This window comes from Halomicrobium sp. HArcht1-1 (assembly GCF_058933285.1).
The window spans coordinates 1189951-1210160 of the sequence record NZ_JBZYDL010000001.1 but is presented as its reverse complement, the minus strand read 5'-3'; the positions used below and the strand labels follow the sequence as shown (position 1 = coordinate 1210160).

Here is a 20210-nt window from a genome sequence, read left to right as displayed (position 1 = left end):
GGGTTGGAATGACCGCCGACGCCGCCGCGACACCGGTCTCGCTCGACGACGAGGCCGTCCTGCTGGTCGGACACGGCTCCCGGCGCGAGAAGTCGAACGAACAGGTCCGGGAGCTGGCTGCGGCCGTCGAGGAGCGCCTCGGCGTGCCGACCGACGCTGGCTTTCTCGAACTCGCCGAGCCCTCGATCGACGAGGCCATCGCGGGACTGGCGGCGTCGGTCTCGCGGGTCACCGTCGTCCAGCTCTCGCTCTTTGCCGCGAGCCACGTCAAGAACGACGTGCCGCTGGCGGTCGAGCAGGCCCGTTCGTCCCACCCCGACCTGACGATCCACAACGGGGCGCACCTCGGTGTCCACCCGGCGATCGTGGACCTGCTGGACGACCGCGCGGCGACGGTCGAGACGGAACTCGGGCTCGACCGCACGGCGGACGATCTGACGGTCGTCCTCTGTGCGCGGGGCTCTAGCGACCCCGACGCCAACAGCGACGCGCACAAGCTGGCGCGCCTGCTGTACGAGGGCCGCGCGTTCGACCACGTCGAGACGAGCTTCATCGGCGTGACCGAGCCGCTCCTGGAAGACACGCTGCACACGGTCGCAAAGCGGCGACCGGACGGCGTCGTCGTCCTCCCCTACATGCTCGGCGACGGGGTCCTCACCCAGCGGATTCGAGACCGCGCCGACGCGTTCGACGAGGAGTACCCCTACGTCGACGCCGCGGCCGGCGACCCACTCGGGACGGACTCGCGGCTGCTGGACGTGCTGGGCGACCGCTGGCAGGAGGCCCGCACCGACAGCGTCGAGATGTCCTGTGACACCTGCAAGTACAAGGTCGAACTCGACGGCTACGAGGAAGACGTGGGCGGCGCGCGGGCGATGCTCCGGGCGCTGACCCACCAGGAGACCCACGCCGACCGCGAGAACGTCGACGACGAACCCCACGCACACGACGCCCCGGAGAAACACGTCGCCGTCTGTACGAACCAGACCTGCGCGGCCGACGGCTCGGCCGCCGTCCTGGAGCGGCTCCGGCAGGCCGAACGCGACTCGGAGGCCTGTGACGCCCGCGTGACCCGCTCCTCGTGTCTCGGTCGCTGTGGCGAGGGGCCGATGGTCGCCGTCTACCCCGACGGCGTCTGGTACGGCGGCGTCGGCGAGGACGACGCCGAACGGATCGTCTCCTCGCACCTCGACCGTGATCGCATCGTCTCGGAACTCGTCGATCAAACACTCTCACAATGAGCTGCTACGAAATCGAAGCACTCCGACTCGGACTGATGAACGTACTGGGAAGTGAAGACGAACACGCGCGCGAGCACGCGGAGCGAGAGCTCGAGGGCGAACTCGACGGACCGATCGAGGCCCTGGCCGAGGCCCAGTCGCTCTCGGCCATCGAGCGCCACCTCGACGCGGCGCTGGTCGATCTCGAAGCCGAGATCGCCGAGGCCGACCCGGAGAGCCAGGAGTACGACTACATGCGAGGGCGACTCGTCGCGGTTCGGGACGCCGAGCGGGCGGTCCACCGGCTGACGAGCCAGGGCGAGAGCGTCCTCGACGGACTGGGCGAGGCCCACGACGTGCTCCACGAAGCCTTCCCGGTCGATGAGTGACCGGCCGGAGCCACAGTCGGTCGGCCTCGGCGATCCACCCCCGGCGTGGTCGCGCCACGCCGGCCGGCGCTCGGCAGTCGCGCTGACGGGAGAGCTGGTCGTCGTCGGAACGGCCACGGGCGACGTGATCGCGTTCGACCACGCCACCCTGACAGAGCAGTGGCGCGCGGACGGCGAGGAGTCCGACGCTGCCGTGGTCGCGCTCGCGGCGTTCGGTGACGCGGTGCTGGCCGGTGAGCGAGGCCCAGACGGGCGAGTCCGGTGCTACGAGGCGGCGACGGGTCGACGGCGCTGGCAGCACGCGACGGCAACAGAGATCGGCGAGCCACAGAGAGAGACGCGGTTCTTCTTGCCGTTCGTCGCCGACATCGTGACCGACGAGGACCGCGCGTACGTCGCCGCCCGCCGCTACGAGCGCGACGGCGACCGACGCTCGTTTCGGAGCGTCGTCTCCGCGTTCGCCGACGACGGGACGCGACGCTGGCAGTTCGAGGCCGACGCGTCGCCGATCAGCCTCGACCGGCGAGACGACCGCCTCGCGGTCGCGTACAACCGCTGTCCCGGTGACCACCAGCAGGGTCTCGTCGTCCTCGACGCCGAACGCGGGACGAGCCACTGGCAGTGGGATCCCGACAGCGACGGACAGCGACGGGTCGGTGACGCCGCGCTCGTCGAGGACGGTGCCGTCGTCGCGAGTCACGGCGACTACTGTGGCTACCGCCTCGACGACGGCGGCACCGTCCGGTGGCGCGCCGAGCTGGCGACACGGACGACGGTCGGCGACGAGACGCTGTACGCGTACCCGAACCACGTCGTCGCCGGCAGCGAGGCGGCCGTCTTCGTCACCGGCAACACCTACGCCGTCGACAGTCGCGAGACCGACGCTCTCCACCCCGCAGAACACACCGCCTTCGGCTACGGACCGGACGGCCAACGTCGGTGGTCGGCCGACGTGGGCGGGTTCGCCGGCGAGATCGCCGCCACGGACCGCCACGTGGTCGTGCCGGGCGCACAGCACTTCCGGACGCGCGATGTCGACTGCCACGGCCTCCGGGTGCTGTCGGCCCGGGACGGCCCGGTAGCGAGCCGCGAGACCGACGGCATCGTCACTGCGGTCGCAGTCGACGGAGACCGCGTGGTCGCCGTCGAAGAGCCGGTCGTCTACCACGACGACGGCACCGAGCGCGGTGCGTATCGTCTCTTCGTCGATCGTGCGGCGAGAAGCCAGTCGGCGAGCAGTCCACAGCGCCGGTAGCCCGCCCGGCAGTTTCTCCGCGACACGCTGTCTCGAAGCAGTCTCGTTACCCGGTCGGGTGAAGCTATTCGTGGTGGCGAAATCAGTCGCTGCCGAGTCGGGACCCGTCGGGACCGAACTCCTCGGTCAGCAGCGCGGCCACCTCGTCGGGCCGTACGTCGGCGTACCAGTTGCTCCGAGGGTGGACCGCGATCGCCGCGCCGTCGGCGCTACAGAGTCCGAGACAGCCCGTCTCGGCGACGTAGACGCGCGACCACAGCAGATCGCGCTCGCGGAGCCACTCGGCGACGGCGTCGAAAACTGCCTCGCCGCCGGCCTCGCCACAGCAGGCGTGCTCCTCTCGGCCGTTCGTACAGACGAGGACGTGATCGGAGAAGCCTCGCTCGTGGACCTCGGCCGTGCGTTCCTCCATCAGTCCGCGGTGAAGGTGGCGTCTGTCCGTGCGGACGGGGTCGCCGGTCGCGACGGATCGTCACCGCCCAGTCGCGCGTGCGTCGCGGCGAGGGCCGTCCACAGGAGGAGCTGGCCGAAGACGACCGTCCCGAGCAGTCCGTCGGCCAGCGCCGGTGAGAGCGAGCCGGTCGCCGGTCCGAGCGGCGTGAGCGTGGCCGGAACCGCGAGCAGCCCGAACGGGACCAGCGCGGCGACCGCCGCCGCGGGGCGACCGTACCGGTCGCGCAGTCGGTCGTAGCACACCGCAGACAGCAGGCAGACGACAGCGCCAGCGACCATCATGCCGGCGTAGAGCACCATCCCGGTGTCCGTCGGGATGGCGCGTTCGACGCCTGGAAGCGACGGCGGGAGGAGGAGCCACGGCGCGCCGGAGACGGTGACGAAGCCACCGACCGCGAGCAGCGCGCTCTGGACGGCCCCCTCGCCGGGAACGATCGGTTCGAGGACGTAGCCGGCGACGCCGAACACGACCGTCCCGAGCAACAGGCCCCACAGCACGCTGGCACCGACGCTCACGACGTTCGTCACCGTCGCCGAGACGGCGCTCTCGTGGTGGCCGCCGGCCTCGGCGTGGCCTTCTTCAGCGTGGCCCGCTTCGGCGTGTTCACCCTCAGCGTGGCCTTCTTCGGCGTGTTCCCCCTCAGCGTGGCCTTCTTCAGCGTGGCCTTCTTCGGCGTGTTCACCCTCGGCGTGGCCCGCTTCGGCGTGTTCGCCGGAGGTTCCGGCCTCGGCGTGGCCGTGCGTGTCGGCCGCGGCGACGAGCGGATTGGCGACCAGAGCGACGAGCAGTCCGAACAGCAGGCCCGCGACCAGCCCCGCTTTCGCGCCGCGGAGGATGTATTCGGCGAGCATGATCAGTGACAGACGACCCCCGCCGCGTGTCGGAAGTTGTGCATCGAGTCGTGGGCCATCGGTGCCTGGAGGAAGACCAGCGCGAAACCAAGCGCGGCCACGAGCGCGATGCCGGCGAGTAACTGTGTCGGGGTCAGTTCCGTCTGTGCCTGTGCGACGCGACCCGAGACGGTGTCGGTAGTAGTCGTCATTGAAACCACGATTGACTAAACACAAACGAGGTTGTAAAACTTTCGCCTCTGTTAAATCTCGTTTGTGCTTGCGGCTCCGGCGGCGGCGTCGATCCGTTCGGCCGAGAGCGCGTCCAGGGGCACGCACCGGCCGTCGGTCTCGTCGGCGATCAGCCCCGTGAGGTCGGTGTCGCCGTCGTCTCCGGCGTCGACGACCACGACGGAACTTCCCCGCGAAGCGATCTCGCGGGCCGCGTCGCGGGTCGCCTCGGTCGGGCTCCCGTCGGCGACGTTCGCTCGCCCGTCGGTCACGAGGACGACGACGCTGGCGGCCGGATCGGCCCGCCGGATCACGTCGCCGGCAGCCCGGAGTCCCGCCGGCAGGGGCGTCCGGTCCCCCGTCGGGAGGTCTTTGAGGTGCCTGGCCGCGAGCGTGACGCTGTCGGTCGGCGGCAAGAGCACGTCGGCCCCCTCACCGCCGAAGGTCACGAACGCGACCTCGTCGCGCTCCTGGTAGGCGTCTTTCAGGAGTTCCAGCACCGCCCCCTTCGCGGCCCGCATCGCCGGCCGCATCGACGCGCTCGCGTCGACGGCGAAGACCACGAGCACGGCGCTGTCCCGTTCCCGGACCGACTGGCGGAGGTCGCGAGACTCGACACCGGCGTTGCCGCGTGCGGTCGCGGCCCGAACCGAGGCCGCGGCGTCGATCTGGCGGTCCGAATCCGCGCGCTGGGTCCTGACCCGCGCACCCTCCCCGTCGACGGCGGGACTGACCGAACCGCGTCCGCCGCCGGCCCGACCCTCGGCGACGGCCTCGGGCGGGCTGAGGTCGGGCGCGTCGCTCTTGCCGACCGGCGTCGAGGACTGGCCGGGCACCAGCGGCGTCCCCTCGGTCTGTTCGTCGCTCTCGCCGCCGGACTCGTTCTCGCCGCGCTCGTTCCCGCTGGAGTCCTCCTCGGCGTCGCCGGCCTCGGTGCCGGGCGGCGGTGACGGGGCGTCGTCTTCGCCGTCGTCGTCGGCCGGCTGCTGTGTCTGCCCCTCGTCGTCGCCGTCCGACGTGTCGCCTGCACTCTCTTCGTCGGCGGTGTCGCCCCCGCTCTCGTCGTCTGCGGTCTCGCCGTCGGCGTCGTCACCGCCTTTCCCCTCGGCCTCACTTGGGTCTCCGTCGCCGTCCGCGTCGGTCTCGTCTCGCTCGGACTCGTCGGCGCTCTCGTCGTCGAAGTGGTCGTCCAGCAGCTCCGAGGCGTCGGGCGCGTCCTCGAAGGGGCGCGAGCGGAGTCGGTGGGGCAGGGCCATGGCAGCCGCCCGCCGTACGTCGGATTCGAGGACCTTCGCGCGGCCGTCGAGTGCCGCGAGGGTGCGAGCAGCGCGGGCCGTCGCGATGTCCGCGCGGTGGCCGTCGACGCCCGCGTCGCGGCACAGCTTGGCGATTTCGGTGGTGAACTCGGGGGGCAGGGTCACCGCCGACAGCCCCGCTCGGGCCTCGCGGAGCTGGGTCCGGCGCTCGTCGTCGGAAACGTCGGCCTGCCGGTCGCCGTCGTCGCCGTCTGTAAGCGCCTGCTCGATGATCGCGACCCGGTCGTCGAGGTCGTCGGCACCCGTGACGGTGGCCTGGAGCGCGAAGCGGTCCCGTAGCTGGGGCCGTAGTTCGCCCTCTTCGGGGTTCATCGTCCCGACGAGCGTGAAGTCGGCGGGGTGGGCGACGCTCACGCCGTCGCGCTCGACGCGGTTGGTGCCGCTGGCTGCGGCGTCCAGCAACACGTCGACGAGGTGGTCGTCCAGCAGATTCACCTCGTCGACGTAGAGGATGCCGCGGTTCGCTCGCGCCAGCAGACCGGGGTCGAACTCGTAGTCGCCAGCGAGCGCGTCGGCGACCGAGAGGGTCCCGACGACGCGCTCGCGGGTCGCGCCGAGCGGGAGGGTCACGAGCGGGACCGGACGCTGCTCCGTCGGCGGGTCGGTCCGATCGCGACAGTCCTCACACTGGCGGTCGGGCTCGTCCGGCGGACAGCCGTACGGGCAGTCGGCGACGACGGTCTGGTCGGGGAGCAACGCCGCGAGCGCCCGCACAGCCGTCGACTTGGCGGTGCCCTTCTCCCCCTGAATCAGCAGGCCGTCGAGGTCGTCGTTGGCCGCGACGGTCAACAGCGCCTCTTTGAGCTCCGTCTGGCCCACGATGTCGGCGAACCCGAGTTCGCCCGCCCGCCCGGGCGAAGCTTTTTTGCCGCCACCGAAATCAATCATGCTTGTATTAGGACAATGGAGGTTTAACAATATTATGCCAACGATCGCCCTGTACACGGCGACGGAGAACGAGCTCGGGGCCGTCCAGCGGGCCGCGTCGCGAGTCGACGCGGAACTCGTGGTCCGCTCGGAGAGCGACCTGGACGACCAGAGCGACGTCGACGAGTTCCTCGACGAGATAGCGGACGCGACCGCGGCCGTCTTCTGGCTCCACGGTGCCGAAGACAGCATGCCGGGCTACGACCACGCGGTCGCCCGACTGGAAGACGCTGGCGTGCCCCTGGTCGTCAAGTCGACCGGTGACGCCTACGCGCTCGACGACACGTCCGTCGCCGCGACGGACCGCGACCGGGTGTACGACTACCTCGAACGGGGCGGCACCAGCAACGTCGCCAACTGCATCCGATACCTCGTCGACGAGTACGGCGGCGTCGATCGCCCGTACGACGACCCGGTCGACCTCCCGACGGAGGGCGTCTACCACCCGGACCACCCGGGCGCGTCGTACGCCGAACTCGTCGCGACGTTCGACGCCGACCGCCCGACCGTCGCCGTGTGGTTCTACGAGTCCCACTGGACACACGAGAACACCAGCTACGTCGACGCACAGGTCAGGGCGATCGAGGCACAGGGGGCCGACGCCCTGCCGATCTTCTGTAACCCGGCGACAGACACCGACGAACAGTGGGACGCAGAGCGCGTGACCGAAGAGTGGCTCCTCGCCAGCGAGGACGGTCCCAGCGCCCGGCCCGCAGGCGAGCCGGTCGTCGACGCCGTCTGCTCGTCGTTCATGTTCTCGCTGTCGATGGACGAGCGGGGCCGCTCGGCCGACGACGAGGGCGACGACGCCCAGGCCGTGTTCCTCGACAGGCTGGGCGTTCCTGTGCTCCAGACCGTGACGACGATGCGCTCCCGGTCCCGGTACGAGAGCAGCGACACCGGTGTGATGGGCTTCGAACTCGCCCTCTCGGTCGCGCTGCCGGAGTTCGACGGCAACGTCGTCACGCACCCGATCAGCGGGAAGGAACGCACCGACGACGAGGCCGGCATCGGCACCGCGCCCAAGCAACACTTCCCGATCGACGACCGGGTCGACCACGTCGCGCGACTGGCGGTCAACTGGGCGCACCTGCGGCACACGCCAAACGAGGACAAGCAGATCGCCGTCGTCCTCCACAACTACCCGCCCAGCGACGACGGCATCGGCACCGCGTTCGGTCTCGACAGCCCCGAGAGCACGGTCAATCTGCTGTCGGAACTCGACGAGCGCGGGTACGACACCGGGACGACGATGCCCGACAGCGGCCAGGCGCTCGTCGAGCGACTCACCCAGCAGCTCACGCTCGACGACCGCTGGGTCGCGCCCGAGGACGTGCGCGAGCTGAGCGTCGACGTGGTGTCGACCGACGAGTACGACGACTACTTCGCCGAGACCGACGAGCGGTTTCGGGACGCCGTTCGCGAGGAGTGGGGCGACCCACCGGACCGTCCCTTCGCCATCCCCGGCGTCGAGTTCGGGAACGTCCTCGTGACGGTCCAGCCGCCGCGTGGCTTCGGCATGGACCCCGCGAAGGTGTACCACGACTCGGATCTCCAGCCGCCCCACGACTACGTGGCCTTCTACAGCTGGCTGCGCGAGGAGTTCGAGGCCGACGCCGTCGTCCACCTCGGCACGCACGGCAGCCTGGAGTGGCTCCCCGGCAAGACCGTCGGCCTGAACGGCGCGAGCGCGCCCGACCAACTGATCGACGACCTCCCGAACGTCTACCCCTACATCGTCAACAACCCCGGCGAGGGAACCCAGGCCAAGCGCCGCTCCTACGCCGCCATCGTGGACTACCTCACGCCGGTCATGAGCAACGCCGGCACCTACGACGAACTGGCGGAACTGGAGGAACTGGCCGACCAGTACCGCGAGGCAGGCATGGAAGACGCCCGCGCAGACGACGGTGAGCAGCTCGAAGCACTGTTGCGCGAGAAGGTTGCAGAGCTGGATCTGGCGGTCGAGTTGGGGATCGAGGGGACTGTGGACGAGAAAGCCGACGTTCGAGGCCCGGACGAAGCAGGATCGACGCTGGCCGAGGGCGATGTCTCTGGCGACGACCTCGCCATCGACGAGCTGGTCGAGCGCGTCCACGAGTACCTCACGGACGTGAAGACGACCCAGATCCGGATGGGGCTGCACACGATGGGCGAGCCCCCGACCGACGACCGCCTCGTCGAGTACCTCGTCGCACTCACTCGGCTGGAGAACCCCGGCGGCCCCAGCCTCCGGGAGAGCGTCGCGGGCGTGCTGGGCGTCGACTACCAGCGGATGCTCGACGAGCCCGGCGTCTACGACGAGCGACTGGGGATGACCCTCTCGGAAGCCGCAGACGAGGTGTACGAGACGAGCATCGACCTCGTGGAGACCCTCGCCGAACACGAGTTCGACCTGCCGGCCTCGAACGTCGAGGCGGGTCCCGACGAGGAGCTGAACATGAACCTCCTCGTGGTCGACATCGATCCGCTCGGCGACGCCCGGGCGAAGTCGGGCGCACACGACGACCTGCGGGAGGCACTGGCGTTCATCTGTGACGAGGTTCAGCCCCGCGTGCAAGGTGCCGCCGAGGAGATTCCCCGAACCGCAGAGGCACTGGCCGGCGAGTACGTCCCACCGGGGGGCAGTGGCGCACCGACTCGGGGCGGCGTCGATCTGCTGCCGACGGGCCGGAACTTCTACACGCTCGATCCGCGCAAAGTGCCCGCAAAGAGCGCCTGGCAGGTCGGCAGCGAGGTCGCAGAGCAGACGCTCGCACGCCACCACGACGAGCACGACGAGTACCCCGAGGAGATCGGCGTCGTCGCGTGGGGGACGCCGACCGTCAGAACGCGGGGCGAGACCATCGCGCAGGTGCTCGCGCTGCTGGGCGTCGAGCCGCGCTGGACCGACGCCGGCCGAATCGACGACGTGGACCCGATCCCACTCGACGAACTCGGTCGCCCCCGCATCGACGTGACGACGCGGGTCTCCGGACTCTTCCGCGACGCGTTCCCGCAGGCCGCGAGCGTGATCCACGACGCCGTCGACGCCGTGGTCGAACTGGACGAGCCCCACGACATGAACTACGTGAAGAAACACGTCGAGGAAGCCACCGAGGAACTCGACGAGCAGGGCGTCGAGAAGCCGGAGAAACAGGCGAAACACCGCGTGTTCACGACCCGCCCCGGCGGCTACGGCGCGGGGACGAACAAGGCCGTCGACGAGGGCAACTGGGAGGACCGCTCGGACCTCGCAGACGTGTACGTCCAGTGGGGCGGCTACGCGCTGGGCTCCCGTGGAAAGACGACCGAGGCCCACGACGCGTTCGAGCGCCGTCTGGGAAGCGTCGACGCCACGGTGAAGATCGAAGACACCGCCGAGCAAGACGAGTTCGACAGCTCGGACTGGTACGCCTTCCACGGCGGTTTCATCACCGCCGTCTCCGAGATCGCGGGCGAGGAACCGGCGTCGTACGTCGGCGACTCCAGCGACCCGGACAACGTCTCCGTCTACACCAACGAGGAGAAGGTCCGCAAGGCCATGCGAGCCCGCGTGCTCAACCCCGAGTGGCTCGACAGCATGACCGAACACGACTACAAGGGGGCCGGCGACCTCTCGACGACGGTCGACGTGGTGCTTGGCTGGGACGCGACGACGGGCGTCGTCAGCGACCGCCTCTGGGACGACGTGGCCGAGCAGTACGCCTTCGACGAGGAGCGCCAGGAGTGGCTCCGGGACGTGAACCCGTGGGCACTAGAGAGCATCACCGACACGCTACTGGCGGCGATCGACCGCGGCCTCTGGGACGCCGACGACGAGACGGCCGATCGACTCCGCGATCTGAATTTGCAGGTCGACGGCGACATCGAGGCGCGTGCCGGCGGCGAAGCGGGCCAGGAGGTGCCCGGCGATGACGACTGACGGCGCGACGCCCGAGGAGTCCGAAGCGTCGTTCGAGGAGTACGCCGACCTCGGCGCGACCACCGAGAACGCGATGGACATCGCCGAGACGAGCATGGACCGCGTGCGCGAACTCGTCCCCGACGAGACCCTGGCGGATCGGCTCCGCCAGAAGTCGGTCCACGCCACCGGCGACCCCGAGTTTCAGCACCTGCTGCGGTTCACCGGCACCGACGACTCCGAACCCGTCCGTGCGGGCGCGCGAGCGGTCCTCGACGAGCGACCGATCGTCACCGACATCACGATGGTCAAGGAGGGGATCACCGGGCGCGGGCACGACTGCCCGGTCCGGAAGGCGATCGGCAACGGGGCCGAGCTAGCGGCCGAGACCGGCATGACCCGGACGGCCGCCTCGGTGCTCGAACTCGACAGAGAAGGCGTCTACGAGGACGCGATCGCCGTCGTCGGCAACGCGCCGACCGCCGCGCTGGCGCTGGCCGACTGCATCGAGGACGGCACACGACCCGCCGTCGTCGTCGCGACGCCTGTGGGCTTTGTCAAGGCCGCAGAGAGCCGAACACGCCTGCGGGAGGTGGCCGCCGAGCACGGCGTTCCGACGATCACGAACGTCGGCCGACGCGGTGGCAGCGGTCTGGCGGCGGGGCTGACCAACGAACTCGTTCACGTCGCGAGCGACGTGCGTGCGGGTGACCTCTCGATCGAGAGCTCACCCGCAGGCCGAGCGGGCGAATCCGCCGAACGATCGAGCGGGGAGAGCGACGACGAATGAGCGACGACTACGACCTCGACGCCGGCCCCGATCCGGCGGCGTTCGCCGCGGCGTCGCCGGAAGTCGAGTCGCCCGCCGAGCCGGTCGCCGCGGTCGGGATCGGGCCGGGCAACCCCGACTACCTCACGCCGCGGGGCGAGCGCGCGATCCGCGAGGCCGACGTGGTCGTCGGCTTCGAGACCGTCGTCGGCTTCGTCGACGAGGCGATCGAGGGCGACGCGCTGACCTGTGGCTACCGGGACGAGAGCGAGACGCTCGATCGCTTCGCAGAGCGCGTGGCCGACGGCGAGTCCGGGACGGCGCTGCTGATGGGCGATCCGAACCACTCTGGCTACCAGTTCGTCGGGAAGGTCCAGCGGGCGGTCGACCGCCCGGTCACCGTCGTTCCGGGCATCTCCTCGCTCCAGATCGCCGCCAGCCGTGCGCGCACGCCGATGGAGGCGACGACGTTCGTCACGCTACACAAGAGCGGCGACGTGACGCCCGACCTCGATCGGTTGCGCGACGACGCCGGCCGGCGGCACCTGCTGGTGTTGCCCCGGCCCTACGACTGGATGCCCGGCGACATCGCCGCCGAACTGCTCGACGCGGGCGCGAACCCGTCGCTGGAGGCGCTCGTCTTCGAGCACCTGACCCACGACGAGGAGACGCGGACGACGACGACGCTCGACGAGCTGGCGAGTCACGCTGGCGGCAGCGAGCCGTCGTCGACGCCGTTCTCCGATCTCTCCGTCCTGGCCGTGCGAACGGCGTAGGCGGGCGGTCACCGCCGGCCGTGGCCGCATCGCTCTTTCGTCGTGACCGTCACCCGAGTCGGAGCCCTCGTGCTGTAAGCGGTGGTGTCAGTTGTTCGGCGGCGTAGAGCGCCCGTCGCCGTCGGTGGCGACCGGTCTTGGCTGGGCCGTCGCGGCCGTCGACGTCGCGGCGTCGCCGTCGGCGAGGACGCGCTGTTGCTCGACCGCCGCGCGGATGGCGTCGGTGATCCGCGGGTGCTCGCCCAGCGGTTCGGCGTATTCGATCCCGCCGCGGTCCAGTTCGAGGGCCTCGGGAATCCGTCGCTCCGTGGCCTCGCTTCGGGTGAAAAAGAGCGGCACGGCGACGGCGCGTTCGTTGCGGAGGTTGTATCGGACGCATTCGACGGTCGGGTTCTGGAGGAGATAGCAGGTCTCGACCTCGTCGTAGGCCGACTGCTCGGCGATGCGGGCGGCGTGGTACTCCGCCGTCTGTCTGTGGTGGGGCTTCGAGCTACTGCCGAAGCCGACGAGCGCCAGCGAAGTGGGCTCGGTGGCGGGCATCGCGTCGGTGGCACGGCTTCGCAGCACCTCCGTCACCACCGGACTCCCGCCGAGGGGTTCACAGTAGCGCACGTCCCCGGAGACGTGCGTGAGCGCGGCCGGGAGGTCGTCCAGCGTCGCGTAGGAGTGGGCGACACACATCGGCACGGCGAACACCCGATCGGCCGAGACCGCTTCGAACTGATCGCGGAGTTCGCGGATCGGTTCGCTCTCGAAGGGACACACGTGAACCTCGTCGACGAAGTCGCGGTCTTCGAGACGCGCCGCGTGGGTCTCGAACGTCGCCTGAGCGTGTGTCGTGCGCCGGCCGATGAGGAGGAGTGCGTCGGAAGTCATCTGTTGAGGATGGGCAGTACAAATGAAGTTGTACTACACCAATTGTGCTTGCTATTGTCGATGAATGGGAGGATCAAATAAGTTGCGGTCACCGGGATCACGGCGGCGATCGATGACCCTCGCAGCCGACGTCTTGGGGCCTCAGAACCACTTTCGTGGCCAAAGCGCGAGCATCGAGGATGGACGGTGTCGGTCGTCGGCGGACACGCAGACGGTCCCGAACCACCGACCGCGATGCGCCGAGGACGGTGTGAAACACGGCGGCGACCGTCCCCGGCGAGGCGTCGGCCGACACCAACTAATTAAAGTCAGTTTGTGCTAATCATAGTGTATTGGTGCTACCAGACAGATGAACGGCTTCGTCCTGGGCGGAACGAGTTCTGGCGTCGGCAAGACCGTCGCGACGCTGGCCACGATCCGGGCGCTGGACGACGCCGGTTACGCGGTCCAGCCCGCGAAGGCCGGCCCCGACTTCATCGATCCCAGCCATCACGAACACGTTGCCGGCCGCCCCTCGCGCACGCTCGACCAGTGGCTCGAAGGCGAGACCGGGCTCCGGCGCAACTACTACCGGGGCGACGGCGACATCTGCGTCGTCGAGGGCGTGATGGGGCTGTACGACGGGGACTGTTCGAGTACGGCGATGGTCGCAGAGACGCTGTCGCTGCCGGTCGTCCTGGTGGTCGACGCCAGCGCCGGCATGGAGAGTGTCGCCGCGACGGCGCTTGGCTTCCAGCAGTACGCCGCGTCGATCGGCCGCGAGATCGACGTTGCGGGCGTGATCGCCCAGCGGGCCCACGGCGGTCGCCACGCCGACGGCGTCCGGACAGCGTTGCCCGACGGCATCGAGTACTTCGGTCGCATCCCGCCCCGAGAGGACCTGGAGATTCCGGATCGCCATCTCGGGCTCCACATGGGGACCGAAGCGCCCCTCGAAGAGACCGCTCTCTCCGAGGCCGCGACACACCTCCGCACGGAGCGCCTCGCCGAGGTCGCCAGCGCACCGCCCCGCCCGGACGCTGCGTCGAGTACGTCGCCGACGGATCGCCGGATCGCCGTCGCCCGCGACGCGGCGTTTCAGTTCTACTACCCGGCCACCGTCGAACGGCTCCGGGAACGCGCCGACGTGACGACGTTCGCCCCGACGACGGACGACCCGCTGCCCGACTGCGACGGCGTCTACCTCCCTGGCGGCTATCCGGAACGCCACGGCGACGCGCTGGCAGACAGTCCCGCGCTCGATACGCTCGCCCGCCGAGCGGCCGACGGGCTCCCCGTCTACGGCGAGTGCGGTGGGCTGATGACGCTGTCCGAGACGCTGACGACGACCGACGGCGACACCCACTCGATGGCCGGCGTCCTCCCGGCGACGGTCACGATGCACGACCGCTATCAGGCGCTCGATCACGTCGAACTGACCGCCAAGAGGGACACGCTCACGGCCGGAGCGGGACAGCGCCGACGGGGCCACGAGTTTCACTACTCCAGTGGGACCGTCGGTCGAGACGCCACCTTCGCGTTCGACGTAGCGCGAGGCGACGGGATCGCAGACGGGAGCGACGGCCTCACGGAGTATCGAACGCTGGGGACGTACTGCCACTGCCACCCCGAGAGCGGTGCTTTCGATCGCTTCCTCGACGCCATATGACGACGACGATCCTCGTCGCCGGGACGGCGAGTCACGTCGGCAAGAGCACCGTCGTCGCGGGACTGTGCCGACTGCTGGCACGGCGGGGCGTCTCCGTCGCGCCGTTCAAAGCCCAGAACATGAGCAACAACGCCCACGCGGTGGCGACGCCCGACGGCGACTGGGGAGAGATCGGCGTCTCGCAGTACGTCCAGGCCCGCGCCGCCGGGATCACACCGACGACAGACACGAACCCGGTCCTGCTGAAGCCCCGCGGCGACGGGGAGAGCCAGCTCGTGATCGACGGCGAGGCGATCGGCCACTACGAGGCCCGGACCTACTACGACGACCACTGGGAACACGCTCGCAGCGCGGCCAGAGACGCCTACGAGCGACTTGCAGACGAGTACAGCGTGATCGTCGCCGAGGGGGCCGGCAGCGCCGCCGAGATCAACCTCCAGGACCGCGACCTCGCCAACGTCGAGACCGCGCGTTTTACAGACGCGAGCGTCCTCGTGCTCGGAGACATCGAGCGAGGCGGTGTCTTCGCCAGTCTCTACGGGACGCTCGAACTCGCGCCGGCAGCCATCCGAGAGCGGGTCGCCGGGGTCGCGATCACGAAGTTCCGGGGCGACCCGACGCTGCTCGCGGACGGGATCGACGAACTCGAAGCCCGTACTGGCGTCCCGGTCCTCGGCGTGCTCCCCTACGACGATCCCGGCCTGCCGGCGGAAGACAGCCTCTCGCTCCCCGCCAGGGACCAGCGGGCCGTCATCGGTGCCGACGACGGCGTCCCGGACGCGGCGACCGTCACGGTCGGCGTCCCCCGACTGCCCCACATCTCGAATTTCACCGATCTCGAACCGCTGGCCGCCGTGCCCGGCGTCCGGGTCGCCTACTGCCCGCTCGATGGGGCGCTGGACCGGGTCGACGGACTCGTCCTCCCCGGCACGAAAAACACCGTCGACGACCTGCTGGCGCTGCGTGAGGCCGGTCTCGACGAGGCCATCCGGACGTTTGCCGGCCCGATCGTCGGCCTCTGTGGCGGGTACCAGCTGCTTGGCGAGCGGATCACGAACGCCAGCGTCGAAGGCACCGGCGACGCGGAGACCGTCGCGGGCGTCGGCCGCCTCCCGGTCGAAACCCGCTTTAGCGAGACCAAGCGCGTCGAGCAGGTCAGTGTCGCGGTCGACGGCGTCGGCCCAATCGAGGGTGCGACCGGGACGGCCTCGGGCTACGAGATCCACATGGGCGAGACGAGCGTCGCAGCGTCGGCCCACCAGCCACTCGGTCCCGACAGCGCCGCGACCCAGGACGTGCTCGGCACCTATCTCCACGGCCTCTTCGAGAACGAACAGGTGCGGTCGGCGTTCGTCGACGCGGTGTACGCACACGCCGGCCGGACCAGGCCGAGCAGCGAGCGGTCGGCTCAGACGCCGTTCGACGACGCCGCGGCGCTGGTCCGCGAACTCGATCTGTCCGCCCTCGATCTCCCAGCAGGCCGCTCCGAGTCGTGATCGCGGCTCGAAGGGGCCTCCTCATACTACCGGCTGTACGTCTGTGAACGATTTCGCCACCCCGGGGTGGCGAAGTTCGTCACGAAGTGACAGCCGGCAGTATCAGTGGAGCGTCCCCTCGCGGACGCGGTCGTCGTGGGCGAACAGCGCGTACCCGACCTCGACCGGTCGATACCCGGTCTCCTCGGCGATGGCCCTGATCGGCTCGATCATCGTCACGTAGTCGGCCGCGTCGAACGACTCTTTGCGCCCCTCCAGGTACCCCGTCCGCTCCAGGGACGCCCAGACGCGCGTGTCGACGACGGCGTGGCGGTCGCCGTCGAGTGCGGCGAGCACGCACGACGCGGTCGGGGCCTTGAAGCCACTGAGCCCAGTGAGCAACTGGATCTTCGAGAAGTCGCCGTCGACGGTGCGGACGTTGCGGGTCACCTCCCGACAGCGCTCGTCCGGGTTCGACTCGACGTGGTAGGCGCTGCGCGTGGAGGACTCGTAGGCGATCTCGTAGAGCTGGTCGCGGGTCAGGTACCCCTGTTCGCGGTACGTCTCGCCGACGGCGTCGAGCCGTTCGGGCAACACACCCTGCGTCTCCGCGTAGTAGTCGAGGTTCTCGGCGACGAACTGCTCCATGTCCGGGCGTCCGGCCGCCGACGGCGAAAAGACTGTGGCTGCGGTCGCGGGCAGAGAACGAGAGACAGCGGCGTTGTGGCACCGTGTGCCAGTTCCGTCAAAATAGGTATCCCCATACTCAAATAATCCCTTCGTTTCCCGATATGGCACGAGTGTGGCCATTTTCAATGAGGGACTGAGGCATTCGATTGTAGACCGAGGTGATTTGGCCCTCGTATTCAGACATACACCAGAAGAGCTGCGGAATCGCTCCCGTCAGTCGCCTATCTGGACTGCGATCGTCTTGATCTCGAAGGGGTCGAACGACAGCGACAGCTGCGAGTCGTCGACCGTCCGGGTGTCACGGGTGTCTTCGACGAGGTTCGTCTCTCGGGCGTCGGTGACCGCGAACTCGAAGTCGACGGTCGTGTCGACGTGGCGGCCGGCCGATTCGTACAGGCGGACGACGAGTTCGTCGTCGCTGTCTTCGGCGCGCTTGATCGCCGAGACGACCACGTCCTCGTCACCGACGGTCACGGGTGCGACCGCGGCCGCCTCGTCGACCGGGCGGGCTCGCGTGGTCGCGTTCAGTTCGCCGGCAGCGCGGTCGACACCGGCCTGGGCCGGGCCGTCTTCGTGGGCGAGCAGCGTGTACGTGAACTCGTGGGTGCCGCGGTCGGCCTCGGGGTCTGGGTGGTTCGGCGCGCGCAGCAGCGACAGGGAGATGTCGGTCCCGTCGACGTTGACCCCGTACTTGCAGTCGTTGAGCAGGGCGACGCCGTAGTCGGTCTCGGACACGTCGACCCACTGCCCGCCCGCCTCCTCCCACCGGGCGGCGTCCCACGAGGTGTTGCTGTGGGTGTCTCGCTCGTGGTGGCCAAAGTGCGTGTCGTAGGTCGCGCTGGTGGCCGACACGCCGGCCGGGAAGTGAGCCTTGAGGAGCTTCTCTTCTTCCTGCCAGTCGACTTCCGTCCGGAACTCCACGCGCCGGGAGTCCCGGTAGAGCGAGATCTCCTGGACGAGCGCGGAGTCGCCGAACGAGCGGCGCTGGCGGACCGTGGCTCGAACGGGGCCGTCCTCGACGACCGTCGTCTCCGGGGCCGGGAGCTGGTCGCCGACCTCGTAGACGTCCTCTTCGATGTCCCACGCTTCGAAGTAGCGGGGCTGGTCGCGGTACAGCATCAGCCTGTTGCCCGGTTCGTCGAGGACCGCCCGGTCGTGTTCCTCGTCGTAGACGGAGACGGTGCCGTCGCTCTCGAACGACACCGTCACGAGCCCGTTCGAGAGGCGGTCGGTCGACACCTCGAAGGGCGTCGTGACCGGCTCGGCAGCGTCCTCCAGCGAGAGCGTCGTCGCGCCCATCGCTGGCAGCTCCGGAGTCTCGACGAGCACCACGTCCGCCGTGTCGTCGCCGACGCCGGCAGTCGTCGACTGGACGGCCAGATCGTCGCCGTCGGCTGTCCCGACCAGGTCGTCGGCGTCACCGGACACGTCCTCGGCCGGAACGGTGGCGACGCTCTCGTGTGCCCACGACAGGGGGTTCGTCACGGCGAGCCGGTCACTGTCGGTCGGTTCGCCGAGCAGTGCGTCGAGCGCCGCCGCCCGCGCGTCCGCGGCAGTCTCGAAGACACGCTCGTAGTCCCGGTCGGCGTCGGCGTACACGTCCGTCTGGGACGAGCCCGGCAGGATGTCGTGGAACTGGTTGAACAGGAGCACCTTCCAGGCGTCCTGGAGCCGTTCGTGCGGGTAGTCGAAGTCGGTCGTCGCCAGCGCGAGCGAACACCACAGCTCCGCCTCCCGGAGCGCGTACTCGCCCTTGCGGTTGTTTCGCTTGGTCTGGGCCTGGCTGGTGAGGGTCCCGCGGTGTTTTTCGAGGTACAGCTCGCCGTTCCAGACGGGATAGTCGTCGTAGTTGCGTTCCAGCCGGTCGAACAGCCCCGCGAGCGACCCGTGTTCGACGTCCGGCAGGGCTTCGATGTCGTCGACGACCTGGCCCTTCTCGATCATCTCGCGAGTGGGGCCGCCGCCGCCGTCGCCCCAGCCAAACAGGTACGCCCGGTCCGTCGTCGTCGCGTTCTGGGCGTCGTTGTACACCGAGTGGGTGATCTCTTCGACGTCCATCTGGCCGTTGTAGGTGTCCCCCGGCGGGAAGTGTGCGAGCACCTCCGAGCCGTCGATGCCAGCCCAGCGGAACGTGCTGTGTGGGAAGTCGTTGATCTCGCTCCAGGACATCTTCTGGGTGAGGAAGTACGGGCAGTCGGCCGCCTGCGCGATCCCCGGCAGGCCGGCACTGTAGCCGAACACGTCGGGGATGAACGTCACCTCGGGGTCTACGTCGAACTCCTCGCGGAAGTAGCGCTTGCCCAGCAGGTACTGTCGGGCGAGGGCCTCCTCGCCCGCGTTGTTGATGTCCGACTCGACCCACAGCGCCCCTTCGGGTTGCCACTGGCCGTCGTCGATCCGCCGGTCGATCTGGTCGAACTGCTCGGGGTAGCGGTCGCGGATCCACTCGTAGAGGTGGGGCTGGCTCTGCATGAACGTGAACTCGGGGTAGTCGTCCATCAGCGTCAGCACGTTCGAGAACGACCGCCCGCACTTGCGGACCGTCTCCGACCACGGCCAGTGCCACGCCAGATCGAGGTGGGCGTGGCCGACGGCAGTCAGTTGCTGGCCGGTGAGATCCGAGGTCAGTTCCGTCTCGACTGCTTCCAGTTCCTCGATCGCGGCGCGGGCGCTCTCTCGGTACTCGGCCTCGGAGTCGGCGTCGAACGCGAACGTGTGACTGGCCGCGACGAGCGCGTCGAGCAGCCGGCCGTGGTTGGGCGAGTCCTCGTCGTACTGCTCGCGGAGGTCGTTACAGATCGACACGTGGCGGTGGAGATCCGCCACTGCCGGCCGCTCGGCGTACAGTTCGGCGGTCTCCAGCGTGAACTCGTCGACGCCGAGGTTGCCCCACAGGGTCGTCGTCCCGGCCTCGACGAGGAGGTCGAACGACTCCCCGCCCGCGGCCTCGTCGACGAGCTTGTAGGAATCGTGACCGTTGTCGAAGGACTTGACCGGCGTCCCGTCCCGGAAACACAGCGACTCCACGCGCGGGTCGCCGTGGTGGCTCGATCCGTACAGCGGTTCGGCCACGAAGCGGAGGTACACCGGCAGGCCGGCCATCGACTCGGGGACGGTACACTGGAGGCGAAACCAGACGTTCCGTCCGACCGCCTGTTCTTCGGAGACCTGGCCGGTGAGCACGTCTGCGTCGGCGTCCCGACGGTCGTCGGGCTCGGTCTCCCGGCCCCGCTCCCACGTGACGCCGACCGAGCACGGCTCGAAGGACCGTTCGCGGGCCTGCTCGGGCGTCAGAAACGCTCGCGTCTCGTGGTGTGAGATGGTGTCGATCTCGCTGCGCTGTGCGACCCGGAGGCGCTGGAGACGCTCCTCGGTCTCGTCGGCGCGTTTCGCGCTGCTGGTGTCGCGCATGCTACCCACTGTTCGAGCGATCACCTTAAGTGTCGAGGGTCTCGGTCGTCGTCGGCACAC

15 protein-coding genes are annotated in these 20210 nt (G+C 69.4%); 8 read left to right on the top strand and 7 right to left on the bottom strand.

What is annotated here, in order from left to right; translation table 11 throughout:
- Nucleotides 1-8: 8 nt before the first annotated feature.
- The 3 genes from AC5FRZ_RS06450 to AC5FRZ_RS06440 are packed head-to-tail and all read left to right on the top strand — an operon-like array spanning nt 9 to nt 2864.
- Nucleotides 9-1241, top strand: coding sequence for a CbiX/SirB N-terminal domain-containing protein (locus AC5FRZ_RS06450; RefSeq protein WP_493565077.1), 1233 nt, complete (start codon nt 9-11; stop codon nt 1239-1241).
- Complete coding sequence (locus AC5FRZ_RS06445; protein ID WP_170093895.1) at nt 1238-1609, top strand: DUF3209 family protein; 372 nt, start codon at nt 1238-1240, stop codon at nt 1607-1609. Before AC5FRZ_RS06450 ends, AC5FRZ_RS06445 begins: the two co-directional genes overlap by 4 nt.
- Nucleotides 1602-2864, top strand: a complete 1263-nt coding sequence (locus tag AC5FRZ_RS06440; protein WP_493564189.1) for an outer membrane protein assembly factor BamB family protein — start codon at nt 1602-1604, stop codon at nt 2862-2864. Before AC5FRZ_RS06445 ends, AC5FRZ_RS06440 begins: the two co-directional genes overlap by 8 nt.
- An 82-nt stretch (nt 2865-2946) precedes the next feature.
- Here the strand turns inward: AC5FRZ_RS06440 and AC5FRZ_RS06435 are convergent, their stop codons facing one another.
- From AC5FRZ_RS06435 to AC5FRZ_RS06420, 4 genes are read right to left on the bottom strand one after another with little or no spacing between them, the layout of a single operon-like run.
- A complete protein-coding gene (locus AC5FRZ_RS06435) occupies nt 2947-3276 on the bottom strand; it encodes a (2Fe-2S) ferredoxin domain-containing protein (RefSeq protein ID WP_372479263.1) in 330 nt (109 codons plus the stop codon).
- Nucleotides 3276-4169: a CbtA family protein gene (locus AC5FRZ_RS06430; RefSeq protein WP_372479264.1), complete on the bottom strand. Its 894-nt coding sequence runs from the start codon at nt 4167-4169 to the stop codon at nt 3276-3278. The genes AC5FRZ_RS06435 and AC5FRZ_RS06430 overlap by 1 nt, the downstream gene beginning before the upstream one ends.
- Nucleotides 4170-4171: 2 nt before the next feature.
- Nucleotides 4172-4360: a CbtB domain-containing protein gene (locus AC5FRZ_RS06425; RefSeq protein ID WP_153553019.1), complete on the bottom strand. Its 189-nt coding sequence runs from the start codon at nt 4358-4360 to the stop codon at nt 4172-4174.
- Nucleotides 4361-4411: 51 nt separating this feature from the next.
- On the bottom strand, nt 4412-6583 hold the full coding sequence (locus AC5FRZ_RS06420; RefSeq protein WP_493564188.1) for an ATP-binding protein: 2172 nt from the start codon (nt 6581-6583) through the stop codon (nt 4412-4414).
- Nucleotides 6584-6617: 34 nt separating this feature from the next.
- Between AC5FRZ_RS06420 and cobN the strand changes: the two genes are divergently transcribed.
- The 3 genes from cobN to AC5FRZ_RS06405 are packed head-to-tail and all read left to right on the top strand — an operon-like array spanning nt 6618 to nt 12050.
- Complete coding sequence (gene cobN / locus AC5FRZ_RS06415) at nt 6618-10526, top strand: cobaltochelatase subunit CobN (RefSeq protein WP_493564187.1); 3909 nt, start codon at nt 6618-6620, stop codon at nt 10524-10526.
- On the top strand, nt 10516-11295 hold the full coding sequence (locus AC5FRZ_RS06410; RefSeq protein WP_493564186.1) for a precorrin-8X methylmutase: 780 nt from the start codon (nt 10516-10518) through the stop codon (nt 11293-11295). The genes cobN and AC5FRZ_RS06410 overlap by 11 nt, the downstream gene beginning before the upstream one ends.
- Nucleotides 11292-12050, top strand: a complete 759-nt coding sequence (locus tag AC5FRZ_RS06405) for a cobalt-precorrin-7 (C(5))-methyltransferase (RefSeq protein ID WP_493564185.1) — start codon at nt 11292-11294, stop codon at nt 12048-12050. The genes AC5FRZ_RS06410 and AC5FRZ_RS06405 overlap by 4 nt, the downstream gene beginning before the upstream one ends.
- 87 nt (nt 12051-12137) lie before the next feature.
- Here AC5FRZ_RS06405 and AC5FRZ_RS06400 read toward each other — a convergent pair whose 3' ends face one another.
- Complete coding sequence (locus AC5FRZ_RS06400; protein ID WP_493564184.1) at nt 12138-12926, bottom strand: CbiX/SirB N-terminal domain-containing protein; 789 nt, start codon at nt 12924-12926, stop codon at nt 12138-12140.
- 349 nt (nt 12927-13275) lie between these two features.
- Between AC5FRZ_RS06400 and AC5FRZ_RS06395 the strand changes: the two genes are divergently transcribed.
- Together AC5FRZ_RS06395 and AC5FRZ_RS06390 are read left to right on the top strand one after the other, a co-directional pair.
- A complete protein-coding gene (locus tag AC5FRZ_RS06395) occupies nt 13276-14574 on the top strand; it encodes a cobyrinic acid a,c-diamide synthase (RefSeq protein WP_170093886.1) in 1299 nt (432 codons plus the stop codon).
- On the top strand, nt 14571-16070 hold the full coding sequence (locus AC5FRZ_RS06390; protein ID WP_493564183.1) for a cobyric acid synthase: 1500 nt from the start codon (nt 14571-14573) through the stop codon (nt 16068-16070). Before AC5FRZ_RS06395 ends, AC5FRZ_RS06390 begins: the two co-directional genes overlap by 4 nt.
- A 102-nt stretch (nt 16071-16172) precedes the next feature.
- Here AC5FRZ_RS06390 and AC5FRZ_RS06385 read toward each other — a convergent pair whose 3' ends face one another.
- Together AC5FRZ_RS06385 and AC5FRZ_RS06380 are read right to left on the bottom strand one after the other, a co-directional pair.
- The gene (locus AC5FRZ_RS06385; protein ID WP_153553011.1) at nt 16173-16697 is read right to left on the bottom strand and encodes a hypothetical protein; all 525 of its coding nucleotides are present in this window, start codon (nt 16695-16697) and stop codon (nt 16173-16175) included.
- A gap of 255 nt (nt 16698-16952) precedes the next feature.
- Nucleotides 16953-20150 carry an alpha-mannosidase gene (locus AC5FRZ_RS06380; RefSeq protein ID WP_493564182.1) on the bottom strand — a complete coding sequence of 1066 codons (3198 nt, stop codon included), beginning with the start codon at nt 20148-20150 and terminating at the stop codon, nt 16953-16955.
- Nucleotides 20151-20210 lie beyond the last annotated feature (60 nt).